Origin of the sequence: Luteitalea sp. (assembly GCF_022842525.1) — a bacterium.
GTDB lineage: Bacteria > Acidobacteriota > Vicinamibacteria > Vicinamibacterales > Vicinamibacteraceae > Luteitalea.
Genome location: NZ_JALHPM010000176.1, coordinates 1 through 13,182 on the forward strand (window position 1 = coordinate 1; position 13,182 = coordinate 13,182).

At 69.1% G+C, this 13,182-nt stretch carries 7 protein-coding genes and 1 pseudogene; 2 read left to right on the forward strand and 6 right to left on the reverse strand.

The features are described from left to right. A partial coding sequence (locus Q0C41_RS24900; RefSeq protein ID WP_291988508.1) for a DNA topoisomerase IV subunit B occupies positions 1 to 1,943 on the reverse strand: 1,943 nt, incomplete at its 3' end. Positions 1,944 to 2,152: 209 nt separating this feature from the next. After that, positions 2,153 to 4,330 carry a glutamine synthetase III gene (locus tag Q0C41_RS24905; protein WP_291988509.1) on the reverse strand — a complete coding sequence of 726 codons (2,178 nt, stop codon included), beginning with the start codon at positions 4,328 to 4,330 and terminating at the stop codon, positions 2,153 to 2,155. A gap of 239 nt (positions 4,331 to 4,569) precedes the next feature. On the opposite strand from Q0C41_RS24905, the gene Q0C41_RS24910 reads away from it, so the two are divergent. Then, positions 4,570 to 4,866, forward strand: coding sequence for a hypothetical protein (locus Q0C41_RS24910; RefSeq protein ID WP_291988511.1), 297 nt, complete (start codon positions 4,570 to 4,572; stop codon positions 4,864 to 4,866). Positions 4,867 to 4,899: 33 nt separating this feature from the next. Here Q0C41_RS24910 and Q0C41_RS24915 read toward each other — a convergent pair whose 3' ends face one another. The 4 genes from Q0C41_RS24915 to Q0C41_RS24930 all read right to left on the reverse strand — a co-directional run bounded on the left by Q0C41_RS24915 (position 4,900) and on the right by Q0C41_RS24930 (position 12,219). Further along, positions 4,900 to 6,870, reverse strand: coding sequence for a hypothetical protein (locus tag Q0C41_RS24915; protein WP_291988514.1), 1,971 nt, complete (start codon positions 6,868 to 6,870; stop codon positions 4,900 to 4,902). Between the two features lie 14 nt (positions 6,871 to 6,884). Next, positions 6,885 to 9,290: a DNA topoisomerase IV subunit A gene (locus Q0C41_RS24920; protein ID WP_291988516.1), complete on the reverse strand. Its 2,406-nt coding sequence runs from the start codon at positions 9,288 to 9,290 to the stop codon at positions 6,885 to 6,887. A gap of 131 nt (positions 9,291 to 9,421) precedes the next feature. After that, positions 9,422 to 10,780 carry a hypothetical protein gene (locus Q0C41_RS24925; protein WP_291988518.1) on the reverse strand — a complete coding sequence of 453 codons (1,359 nt, stop codon included), beginning with the start codon at positions 10,778 to 10,780 and terminating at the stop codon, positions 9,422 to 9,424. Between the two features lie 2 nt (positions 10,781 to 10,782). Continuing rightward, positions 10,783 to 12,219, reverse strand: a complete 1,437-nt coding sequence (locus Q0C41_RS24930) for an MATE family efflux transporter (protein WP_291988520.1) — start codon at positions 12,217 to 12,219, stop codon at positions 10,783 to 10,785. A 103-nt stretch (positions 12,220 to 12,322) separates the two neighbouring features. Here Q0C41_RS24930 and Q0C41_RS24935 point away from each other — a divergent pair. Next, positions 12,323 to 13,182: pseudogene (locus Q0C41_RS24935) on the forward strand (hypothetical protein); the annotation flags it as partial.

Genomic DNA, 13,182 nt, shown 5'->3' on the forward strand with positions numbered 1-13,182 from the left:
AAAATAAATCTCGAGAACGCGAGACTGCAAAAACGACCATAGAAGTACAGATCATAACAATCTACGGCCCGGTCCATGATGAACCGGAAACGGGCCGAGGCGTCCTTGCCCATCAGCTCGTTGATGATGCGGTCGGTCACCAACTGGTCCGAGATCATCACGCGCAGCAGGCGGCGCGTCTTCGGATTGAGCGTGGTCTCCCACAGCACCTTGGGCATCATCTCGCCGAGGCCCTTGAACCGCGTGATGTCCGGCTTGGCCCGCCCGGTGGCCTTCCTGACGATCGCATCACGCTGGGCATCGTCCTGGGCCCAGAACGTCTCCTTGCCGATGTCGATGCGGAATAGTGGCGGCTGGGCGATGAAGACGCGTCCGCTCGTGATCAGCTGCGGCATGTGCCGGTAGATGAACGTCAGCAGGAGCGTCGCGATGTGGTGGCCGTCGGAGTCGGCATCGGCCAGCAGCACCACCTTGCCGTACCGCAGGCGCGACAGGTCGAACTGCTTGCCGACGCCGCAGCCGAGCGCCGTCACGAGATCGGCCAGTTCCTTGTTCTCGAGGACCTTGGCCGTCGACACGCTCTCGGTGTTGAGGACCTTGCCGCGCAGGGGCAGGATGGCCTGGCGCACACGGTCGCGTCCCTGCTTGGCCGAGCCGCCGGCCGAATCGCCCTCGACGATGAACAACTCGCTCAGGCCGCGATTGGTCGTCGTGCAGTCCGACAGCTTGCCCGGCAGTGTGAGCCGGTGCGCGGTGGCGGTCTTGCGGGTGACTTCCTGCTGGGCGGCGCGGCTCGCTTCGCGGGCACGGGCCGACAGGATCACCCGCGCCACGATGGCTTCGGCGATCGAGATGTTCTGATTCAGCCAGTGCTCGAGGGCGGGGCGTACGAGGCCGTCGACGGCCGACTGCACCTCCGGGTTGTTCAGGCGGTCCTTGGTCTGCCCCTGGAACTGCGGCTCCTCGATGAACACGCTCAGCACGCCGACGAGTCCCTCCCGGAGGTCTTCGGCCGTCAGCGTGACGCCACGCGGCGAGAGGTTGTGCGTCTCGATGAAGTTGCGCATCGCCTTGCCGAGACCGGCGCGGAAGCCGTTCTCGTGGGTGCCGCCCGATCCGGTCGGGATGCCGTTGACGTAGCTGCGCAGGTGCTCGTCGGTGGACTCGGTCCACTGCATCGCGAGGTCGAGCCGGAGGGCGCCATCGCGCGAGACGACGAACGCGCTCTCGTGCACGGGCTTGGTGCCGCGCTCGGCGACCAGCTTGCGCAGGTAGTCGGCCAGGCCATCGGCATGGGCGTAGGTCACCTTCTGCCGGGTGACCTCGTTCTCGTACGTGATGCGGAGACCGCGGTGCAGGTAGCTGGCCACCTCGAGCCGCTGGGCGATGGTGTCGGCGTCGAACTCGATCTTCGGGAAGATCGTCGTGTCGGGCCGGAAGAAGACCGTCGTGCCGCTGCCGCGGGCGGGTCCCAGCTTGGTCGGCGGCCCCTGGGGCACGCCCTGCCGGAAGCGCTGCTCCCACTGGAAGCCGTCACGCTTGACCGTGGCGACCAGCTCCCGCGAGAGCGCGTTGACGACGCTGGCGCCGACGCCGTGCAGGCCACCGGACGTCTTGTAGTTGCCCTGCTCGAACTTGCCGCCGGCGTGCAGCACCGTGAAGATCAGCTCCAGCGCGGTCTTCTTCGTCTTGGCGTGGACATCCACGGGGATGCCGCGGCCATCGTCGGTCACCGTGATCGAACTGCCATCGGCATGCAGCGTGACGCCGATCTGGGTCGCATGCCCGTTCATCGCCTCGTCGATGGAGTTGTCGAGAATCTCCCAGACGAGGTGATGCAGGCCGGAGGCGCCCACGCCGCCGATGTACATGCCGGGGCGCTTGCGCACCGGCTCGAGGCCCTCGAGGACGGTGATGTCTTTGGCGGTGTAGGACGTGGACATTCAGAAAGTGCGTACGGGCAAAAAGGGCGAACAGGGCAAAACGGCCAGAGCCAAGGATAAAGGGAAACGGGGAAAGGGCGAAGAAAAACGAAAAGGCGGCGAGTGCAGGTGCACCCGCCGCCTTTCAGGGCCGAAGTCCGAAGTCCGAAGTCCGAAGACGGAAGTTCGAAGGCCGACGGCCGCGTGCCGACGGCCGACCGGCGACGCCGCTACTTGATGAAGAGCATCTCCCGGTACGTGGGGAGCGGCCAGTCGTTGGACGGCACCAGCGATTCGATCGCATCGCCGGTCTCGCGCAGCGCCGTCATCGCCGGGACGATCTTGTCGCGCATGTACGTGGCGTGCTTGTGCGAGTCGCCGTTGCCCTCGTGGGCGAGCGCCTTGATCAGGGCCTCGGTGCGCACCTTGAGCGTGTCGACCAGGCCGCTGATCTCGACGAGCAGCTTCTTGGCTTCCTTGCTCTGGACGCCGGCGGCCTTGCCCGCCGCGACGCTCTGCGCGACCTGCGTCAGGTACCCGAGGGCCGCCGGCAGGATGTACCGGTTGGCCATCAGCACCATGGTCTGCGCTTCGATGTTGATCGTCTTGTTGTAGGCCTCGAAGTTAATCTCGAGACGCGCCTCGAGCTCACGCTTGTTGAGGACCTTGTAGCTCTCGAACAGCTTCACGGCCTCGGCGGTCGTCAGTTCCGGCAGGGCATCGACCGTGTTGCGGGCGTTGAGCAGGCCGCGCTTGGCCGCTTCCTTCTGCCAGGCCTCCGAGTAGCCGTTGCCGTTGAAGATGATCCGCTTGTTCTCCTTCACCAGCTTCACCAGGAGCTTGCCGACGGCCTCCTGGAGATCGACGCCCTTCTCGACCGACTTCTCGAGGTCGGTGGCGATGTAGTCGAGCGACTCGGTCACCGCCACGTTGAGGACGATGTTGGGGAAGGCGATGCTCTGGTTGGACGACACCGCGCGGAACTCGAACTTGTTGCCGGTGAAGGCGAACGGGCTCGTGCGGTTGCGGTCGCCGGCATCACGCGGCAGCTTGGGCAGGACGTCGACGCCGGTCTCGAGCAGGCCGCCGTGCGTCGTGTGCCGGGTGGCCCCCTTCTCGATCTGCTCGAAGATGCTGGTCAGCATGTCGCCGAGGAAGATCGAGATGATCGCCGGCGGCGCTTCGTTGGCGCCGAGGCGGTGGTCGTTGCCGGCGCTGGCCACGCTCATGCGCAGCAGGCCCTGGTACTTGTTGACGGCGCGCATGACGGCGGCGCAGAACACCAGGAACTGGATGTTGTCGTGCGGCGTGTCGCCCGGGTTCAGGAGGTTGTTGCCCTCGCTGTCGCTCATGCTCCAGTTGACGTGCTTGCCGGAACCGTTGACGCCGGCAAACGGCTTCTCGTGGAGCAGGCAGGCCAGCCCGTGCTTGGGCGCGACGCGCTTGAGCGTCTCCATCACCATCATCTGATGGTCGGTGGCGACGTTGGCGTGCTCGAAGATCGGCGCGATCTCGTACTGGCTCGGCGCCACTTCGTTGTGCCGCGTCTTGATCGGCACGCCGATGGCGTAGAGCTCGTCCTCGACCTCGCGCATGCAGGCGAGCACGCGCTCCGGGATCGAGCCGAAGTACTGGTCCTCGAGCTCCTGGCCCTTGGGCGGCTTGGCCCCGAACAGCGTGCGGCCGGCGCCAATCAGGTCGGGGCGCGCGTAGTAGAAGTGCGCGTCGATCAGGAAGTACTCCTGCTCGGGCCCGCACGTCGTCATCACGCGATCGGCCGACGAGCCGAACAGCGTCAGGATGCGCACGGCCTGCTTGGACAGCGCCTCGATGGAGCGCAGCAGCGGCGTCTTCTTGTCGAGCGATTCACCGGTCCAGCTGACGAAGGCGCTGGGGATGACCAGCGTGGTGCCGGACGCCGTCTTGTAGATCCAGGGCGGGCTGGTCGGGTCCCACGCCGTGTAGCCACGCGCTTCGAACGTCGAGCGCATGCCCCCGGACGGGAACGACGAGGCGTCGGGCTCCCCCTTGATCAGTTCCTTGCCGCTGAACTCGGTGACGGCCTTGCCTTCGGGCGTCGGCGACAGGAAGGCGTCGTGCTTCTCGGCCGTGATGCCGGTGAGGGGCTGGAACCAGTGGGTGTAGTGAGTGGCGCCATGCTCGAGCGCCCAGTCCTTGACCGCGACGGCCACGGCGTCGGCCACGGACTCGTCGAGGGTCTGGCCGCGCGTGATGGTGCGGCGCAGGGCCTTGTAGACGGCCCGCGGCAGCTTGATGCGCTGGACGGCATCGCTGAAGACGAGCCGACCGAAGTCGTCGGCCGTGCGGGGAGCGGGGCGGGCGGCCGGGCCAGTGACGGCCCAATCCCGGATGGCGCGAATGGCTTCGCGCGACGCAGCTGAACCCATAAGTCTCGTGTGCCTCGCGTGGAGAGGAAGACGTGGGGCGCGGACACGGAATGCGTCCAGCGCAAGTGGCGGCAGTATGCCGGAACCCACACGGTTCAGCAAGGGCGATGACACGGTTTGTGGAAACGCTAACTTTAACGTATCAAGCAAGTTGACGAACGCACCCGCCGGCGAAAACCGCGCCAGCACGCCGCTCGGGGGGCTTCTCGGCCCGCGGCCACCCCGCTATGATGGCCGCCGTGACCTCTGCTCCCACCCCCCGCGACAAGGCCGCGCAGGACGCCGGCGCGCTCGTGGCCTACCTGCGCACCGTGCCGCCCTCGCCCGTCGTCAGTCAGCTGATCGAACTCGGCGAACACCTCGAACGGGCCATCAAGGCGTTCCACATGGAGGCCATCCGCTTCCGCGCCTTCACCATGAGCCGCCTCATCAAGCAGCATCACGATGAGCTGCCCGCCGACGTGGCCGCCCGGATGGATGCCATCCTGCACGACCTCGAAGACGCCGGCTTCCAGACGCGATCCGTCACGGCGTGATGGGAGGGACGCCTCGCCGAGGCGTCCGACGGGTTACGGCGTCGGCGGCGGGTACCGGTGGTGGTGGCCCTCGAAGCGCTCGTTGATCTGGGTGCGATCCGAGCTCCCCGTGAGCGCCGACACGGCCGTCATCATGTCGGCCGCGGCATCCCAGCCCACCGCGTTGGTCTCTTCGTAGTGCCCCTCGGCGCGGCCCAGAGCCTGGCCATAGCGACACGATCCGATCACGGCCTCCCGGGCGCTCCCCTCGGGTAAGGCCTCGACACCGGTCGGGGCGTCGGTCAGCGCCTTGCAGCGCGCCCCCGACACGGCATCCGGATAGTCGATGACGCCTGCGGCGTGCAGGCGGGCGCACGTCCCCGGGGCCCCGAGACGATCCGCGACGCACAGCACGCGGAAGTCGGCAAGTGGCAGGATGTAGCCCAGTTCGTCGTTGCCGAGACCCACGGCCCACCGCCACGTGCCCGGGAGCATCCGCTTGACGTAGCCGGGCGTGGCGATGCGGTCCGGGGACGCGTGCGCGGCCGGTGCCTCGTCGGCCCAGCGCTCGGGGGTGCGTCGGATGCCGCGCGGCAAGCCGATCACCAGCTCGCCCGGGACCTCACCCGGCAGGAAGCCGAACGTGAGGTCGCCCACGCGCAGGAGGCTGACCGTGGTCCTGGTGTGATCGCCCTTCCGGATGGGGCCCATGACCGGATCCTCCTCGGTCGCGCGGCCATCGTCCTGGCACGTGGCGGCCGTCTTGGGGCCCGTCGACGGACACGTGAACAGCTCGCCGACCTTGAAGCCGAGTCCCGGACGCCCGGTCTGCGCATCGACCACCGCGAGCTTGCGGAACCCGATGTTGGACATCCGGGTGAAGAAGGCCTGGTGCCGCACCTCGAGCCGCGTCGGCTCGAGCGGGACGGTGTCGCGCAGCAGCCCCTCGACGGCCACACCGAGTTGCTCGCCGACGAGAATGGCCTTGCGGAAGTTGCGGACGAGGAAGTCGCGCCCGGCACTGCCCGGAGGCGTGGCATTGGGCGGCACGGTGTACCCGTTGCCGACCGGGGCGCGGTCGCCCACCTCCCACGCCGGCACGTCCAGCGGCGAGGCCATCGCGCCGATCGCGCCGTTGATGTAGATGACTTCGCCACCCAGGCGGCGTCCGAGCCAGCGGGCGAGGGCCCCCGGGAAGTCCGCGGTCAGGTACCGCCCCTGGGCGTCGCAGGCCGTCTCGTCCCACGCCAGCGTGCGGCAGGCCGCGGCGATCCGGTCGCGCGGCGGCGACCAGTTGAGGGTGCTCTCGGGATGATTGGCCCAGTTGACGACGGTGGCGATGACGCGCCCGTCGGTGGCCCTGGCCTGCAGCACGCCGAGCGTGGGATCGAACACGCGCAGGCCGCTGAGATCACTGCCGCCGAAGTAGTGCGTCCCTTCGGCCACCCGCAGCGTGGCGGGCTCGAGTCGCTCCACCGCCTCGCGCACGGCGTCGCGTGCCTGCTCGAGGAAGAAGCGGTACCACTCGGCGTTGACGGCAAAGGCCGTGTCCGGCCCGTGATGGTTGTGCGTCGCGTGGACCATCACCTCCACGCGATCGCGCAGGGGCGCGGGCAGGACCTCGCGCACCATCCGCCGGAGCTCCTCCGCGTCGGGCCTGAACACCATGTAGACGTCGGCCGCGGCGATCACCACGACCTGATCGCTGCCGGTGCGCTGCAGTGCCAGCGTCCGGACGCGCAGGTCGTCGCGCACCCAGTGCGCATTGTCCTTGCCGTTGCCGACGGTGATCGGTCCCTGGTCGAACTGGGCGGCAAACACCCCGGGGTCGTCGGCATCGGCATCGGGTGGCAGGCGCTCGGGCGCCGCGTAGCCGTGGCCGCCATCCACGGTGGGGAGTACCGACCGGCTCGAGGTGCCGACCCGCCAGCCGGTGTCCGGCGTCGCGTCCTGCGCCGCACAGCCGCCACCCACCGCGATCATGGCCAGCGTCAGGACGAGCACGAGGCGTCGCCAGTCCGACATCCGATGTCCCTCCCTCATTCGGGCACGCCGACCACCGTGGGCGCCGGCGGCACGACCCGCGTGAATGACCCGCGCTGCAGCAGTTCGCGCCCCTTGCCGCCGCGCGCCGTGACCTCGTACTTGGCCGTGCTGACGGTCTGCTCGGCGCCCCGAGAGGTCTCGACCACCATCAGGTCGCGATCGCCCTTCGAGGCGATGAACCCGAGCAGGCGATCCTTCGCGCCGTCGATCTTGATGAGGATGACGCCGCGGCCGGGGCCCGACAGGACGTTGACCTCGGCGGCCGGGCACAGCATCGCGCGCGCCTCGCGTGTCGCCGCGATGATGGTCTCGTCGCCGGTCATCTGCACCACGCCCACGACCTCGACGCCATCCGGCATCTTGACGAACTTGCGGCCGGCCCGCGTGCTCGGCTCGACGTACGGCGCCAGACTGAAGCGGAGCGCGTACCCATCCGAGGTGGCGGCAAACGCGTGGCGCGGCGGCGTGTCGCCCTCCTGCTTCGGCTGCAGCCCCGGACTGACACGCGGGTCGAGGCTCATGACGGCGATCACGCGCTCGCCGTCCTTGAACTTGAACAGGCGCTGCACCGGTTCGCCATACCCGGTCGACGCCGGGACGTCGACGATGCGGCAGGTGTAGGCCACGCCGAGCGACGTGAAGAGCACCACGGTCGCCCGCGTACTGCCACCGACGGCCGCCAGGATCTCGTCGCCCTCGCGCAGGCGCGTCGTGGCTGGATCCTTGACCTCCTTCTGGCGCTTGATCCAGCCGTCGCGCGACACGAGGACGACGTTGTCCTCCTCGATGATGAAGGCCTCGGCGTCGTACTCGACCACGTCGGCATCGCTGGCAAACGTCGTCCGCCGACGGTCGGCGCGGGTGTCGCTGTACAGCTTCTGGACCTCGGCCACCTCGCTGCGCACGAGCGCCCAGCGCCCCGGTTCGTCGGCCAGCAGCGCGGCGATCTCGGCCGCCCGCTCACGCTTGTCGGCGAGCTCGCGCCGGATGATGAGGATCTCGAGACGCGCGAGGCGGTAGACCTTGAGCTCGAGAATCGCGTCGGTCTGCTCGGCATCGAGGCCGAACCTGGCGATGATCTTGGCCGCGGCGTCGGCCTTGCCGTCGGACGTGCGCACGATCTGCAGAATCGCGTCGAGGGCATCGAAGACCTTCTCGAAGCCTTCGAGGATGTGGACGCGGCGGGCAATCGTGGCGGCTTCGTGCTCGAGCCGACGGCTGGCCACGTCCATGCGGAAATGCAGGAAGTGCCAGAGCATCGCCTTCAGGTCGAGCCGCTCCGGACGGCCGATGTCGTCCTGCTCGGTCGGGATCAGGCAGGTCAGGTTGACCCCGAGGCTGACCTGCAGCGGCGTGTGCCGACACAGATAGGCCATCACCAGCGCCTCGTCCGCATCGCGCTTGATCTCGAGTTCGACGCGGATGTCGTCGGTGCTGACGTCGCGTACGTCGAGCAGCGGTGGCAGCTTGCGCGAGATCACCAGGTCCGCGATGCGCGTCACCAGCTCGGACTTGTCCACCGTGTAGGGAATGGCGGTGATCGTGATCACCTTGGTCGTGCGGCCGACCTCGCCCTTCTCCCACATCCCCCGCAGTCGGATGGCGCCGCTGCCGGTGCGGTAGATCTCCTTCAGTTCGTCGGGCGAATTGAGGATCTGCCCGCCGGTGGGGAAGTCGGGCCCCTTGACGTACTTGCACAACTGCAGCGTCGTGAGCTCCGGGTTGTCGATCAGCCGGAGCAGCGCCGTGCACACCTCGCCGAGGTGATGGGGCGGGATGTTGGTCGCCATGCCGACGGCGATGCCCATCGCGCCGTTGATCAGCAGCGTGGGCACGCGCGACGGCAACACCACGGGCTCGGTGCGCGTGCCGTCGTAGTTGGGCCGGAACGGCACCGTGTCCTGATCGAGCTCGGTGAGCAGTTCGTCACTGATGCGCGCCAGGCGGCACTCGGTGTAGCGCATGGCGGCGGCGCCATCGCCATCGAGCGACCCGAAGTTGCCCGAGCCGTCGATCAGCGGATAGCGCAGCGAGAAGGGCTGCGCCATGCGAACGAGCGTTTCGTAGAGCGCGTTGTCGCCATGCGGGTGATAGTTGCCCATCACGTCGCCGACGACCTTGGCGCACTTGCGATGCTTGGCGTCCGCGGTCAGGTTCTGCTGCCACATCGTGTAGAGGATGCGGCGCTGCACCGGCTTGAGGCCGTCGCGCACGTCGGGCAGGGCCCGCGAGGTGATGACCGACAGGGCGTAGTTCAGGTACCGCGTCTGCGCGGCATCGTGCAGGGCGATGGCGGTCTCGCCCGGGCCGGTGGGCGGCGGGGCCGCGCCGCCGGGGGCAGGCGGGCCACCACCGTCGGGCGCGTCGGGCAGATCGAACAGATTCGGTTCAGTGGACATTGGCGATTTCACTGACGGCCGTCGGCAGGCGGCCGTCGGCCTTCGTCGACAGGCACGGCCGGCGTCGGTCGGCCGTCTGGCTACAGGCTACATGAAAGCGAACAAAGGGCGAAGCGCTGGGCGGCGCCGGGCTAGTCGGCATCCGCCGGCGTCACCTGCGCCATCCAGTCGACGTACGTGCCGTAGCCGACCTGCGACTGGCGGGTGCGGACCCGGGCCAGCAGGGCCTCGGCCTCCGCCGCCGTGAGGGGCGGACGCGCCTCCACGTAGCTGGCCACCTGCGCGGCCGCGACCGCGGCTCCCGCCTCGGCGCCGGCCGTCATCTGGTCGATGCTGCGTGGCGTCTGCTCGGGTTGCACGCCGAGGTAGTGCTCGGCCAGCCAGTGGGCCACGCCCTTCGCGTGCTGCTCGGAGGCCTTGATGTTGCCGCGGCCGGTCACCACGTTGCCGACCCCGAAGACGCCGGGGACCGGGGCGTAGGCGCCCGTGTCCCAGTCCGCATAGTCGTAGAACGTGCCCTTCATCACGATACCCGGCAGCGGCTCGGGCAGGCTGCCGATGGCACTGACCACGAGCGTGCTGTGGAGGTCGAACGCCCGATCGTCGAGCGGCACGGCCTTGCCGTCACGCATCTCGGTCTCGACGAAGCGGACGCCGGTGACGCGGTCCTCTTCGGTGAGCAGGGCGACGGGCAGGGCCATCGGGCGCACGTGGAACCGGAACTTCTCCTGGGCCTTGGTCAGCATCTTGCGGCGGACCGCCTCGATCTTGAGCACCTGGTCGGCCGTGGCGTTCGGGGGCGGCGTGGCCAGCGGCATGTCCTCGACCCGCCGACGGTAGACGAGCCAACCGTCCGCGACACCGAGCGACGCCGGGTCGTCGATGCCGTGCGCGAGACAGGTGGCGGCGATACCGGCGTGCTCCAGGTCGTGCATCGTCACGGCGATGCCACGTGCGGCCAGCGCCCGCCCGTATTGTTCGAGCTGGAACACCTTGATGACGTCGATGGACGCCAGCCCGCCCCCGATGCAGATCGCGCCGGGCGGAATCGTGTAGCGGGGGCCGCTGTAACTGGCCTCCGGGGCGTGATTGAACCAGTAGATGAAGGGGTTCTGGTAGACCAGGCCGCGCCCGAGCCAGGCATCGGCGCCGGGGATGTCGAGCGGCCGATCGCGCCATGCCCCGTTGGCCAGCAGCACGGCGCTGAACCCCCACCCGATGACCTCGTCGAACTGCAGGTCGGTGCCGAGGCGGGTGCGGGGGACGACGTGCACGCCGGGGCGGTCGAGGCGCGCGTCGATGCGCTTGTATTCCATGCGGCGCTGGTCGCGATGCCAGCGGGGCAGGCCGTCCTCGATCTTGCCGTAGGGTCTGGCGTTCTGTTCGAAGACCACCACGTCGATGCCGCGGGCGGCGAGGATGTCTGCTGCCGTGGAGCCCGCACAGGCCCCGCCGAAGATCGCCACCACATGCCTGTTCGCGTCGCCCATTGCTATGTGACCTCCTGTCGCGGCGTGTCGGGCACCCGTTGCCCGACATCCACGACGATGCGTTGCCACTTGCCCTGGCGGAACCGGATGATCGACAGCAGGCACCGCGTCATGTGCCCGGCGACGATGGCGCGCCAGATGTCGACCGGCTCGAACGTGCCGGTGCGCTGGAACAGGGTGCACAGACCCAGCGGGATGAGGACCTGCGAGACGATCGAGATGTACAGGGGGCTGCGGGTGTCGCCGGACCCCTGCAGCGCGCCGGTGTAGGCGAGGGCCACCGTGACGAAGAGGCCCGAGACGGCCAGGTGCCGCAGGAGACTGCGGGCAATCTCGCTCGTGATCGGGTCGTCGACGCCGAAGATGGCCAGCAAGGGCCCGGGGATGAGCAGGAACAGCAGGCCGACCCCGACGGCGACGCCGAACGCGAGGCGCGAACTGACGCCGACCGCCTGCCACGCGCGATCGGGACAGCCCGCCCCGAGGTTCTGGCCGACCACGGCGGCCGTCGCGCCCATGACGCCGACGGACGTGAACGTGATCAGCGAGAACAGCTCGGTGTAGGCGATGGCGTACGCGGCCTGTGCGTGGGCGCTCTGGGGCAGGGCCCCGATGAAGCGCAGCAGGAAGACGCCACCGACGTTCATCGCCACGCCCTGGAAGCCGGTAGGCAACCCGAACTTGAACAACTGGCGGATGAGCGCCCAGTCCGGCCGCAGGGCGGTGAGGCTGGGCAGGTGGATGGCGGCGGTGGGCGAGCGCATGGCGACCAGGCCGAGGATCGCCACGATCAGCGAGGCCGCCACCGTGCCCATCGCGGCCCCGGTGGCGCCAAAGGCCGGAATCGGGCCCGCTCCGCGGATCAGGACGATGTTGAAGACGACGTTCAGGGTCGTCAGCAGGATGCCAAGCCGCAGGGGGGTGCGCGGGTCGCCGGCGGCGCGGAAGGCGCCACCGAGCAGGAAGAACGTCAACAGGCCGATGCCGCCGACGAACATGAGGCGCAGGAAGGGCAGGGCCGCCTCGCGTACCTCCGACGTGGCGTTGACGAACAGGAGCAGGCGGGGTGAGAGCAGGTAGCCGACCGGCGCCATGATGCCGCCGGCCAGGACCAGCGACACCAGGAACGCCTGCCCGACGGCCCGGTCCACGGCCTCGCGGTCCCCGGCGCCGGCAAAGCGCGCCACCAGCACGCCCATCCCGGCGTACAGCGAGCTGATGAAGACGATGACGACGAGGAAGATCTGCCAGCTGACGCCGATGGCCGCATTGGCGGTGTAGCCGACGAAGTGGCCCACCATGGCGTGGTCGATGATGCCCTGCAGCCCGCCGATGGCGTTCTGGAGCATCGTGGGCCAGGCGATGCGCCAGACGGCGCGCCCGAGAGACCCCTCGATGATCGAGCGATCGAAGTGTGACGGGCGCGAGGGCGGAGGCATGGTCGAGGCGTGTGGTGGCAGAACGTCGGGATGAGCAGGTAGACTACCGGTTCTGTCGCGCGGCTGCCAGCCGCGCTGGGTTTCTTCCGGAGAACGTACTGTCATGGCCCTCTTCGATCGCTTTCGGCAGCCCAAGTGGAAGCATGCCGACCCGGCCATCCGGCTCGAGGCGGTCAACGAGCTTGGAGACGATGCCCAGGAGGTGCTGTGCAGTCTCGCCCGCGAGGATGCGGACGCCGGTGTACGCCGGCGGGCCGTGGCGCGGGTGGAAGACATCGGCACCCTCGCGAGCGTCGCACGCAGCGACATGGACGAAGGCGTCCGTGCCGAAGCCCGCAAGCTCCTCATGGATCTCGCCACCGACGGCAGCAACGAGGCCGAGGCGCTCGAGGCGCTGGCCGGCCTCGACGACGAGCGGGATCTGGCGGTGGTGGCGCGCACGACCGATGCGGAAGCCGTCGGGTTGGCCGCGCTGCGGCGGCTCTCGGCGCCGCGCCTGATTGGCAGCGTGGCCGGGCGCGCCAGCGAAGGGGGCATCCGGTTGGCGGCCCTCGCGCTGATGACCGATCCGGCCGAGCGGCTGCTGGTGGCCCTCAACAGCGAGCACAAGGACGTGGCGCTGTCGGCCCTCGAGTCGCTCACCGAGGCCGACGCCCTCGAGCAGGTGGCCAACCGCGCCAAGAACAAGCTCGTGTCGCGCCGCGCCCGCACGCGGTTGCGCGAGCAGCGGCCGGTGACGATGGAGACCCCGGCCCAGCCGGGGGAGCTCAGTCGCGACCGCCTCTGCGACATGGTGGAAGGGCTCGCCCACGAGACGCGCGCCGACGCCATCTCCGCCCCCCTCGAGGCGGCCGTCGACGCCTGGCAGCAGCTGGCGGCGGGCGACGAGGCACCGTCGCTGTTGCAGACCCGCTTCGACGCGGCCGCCGCCGCCGCCCGGGCCCGGCTCGAGCAGTTGCGTGC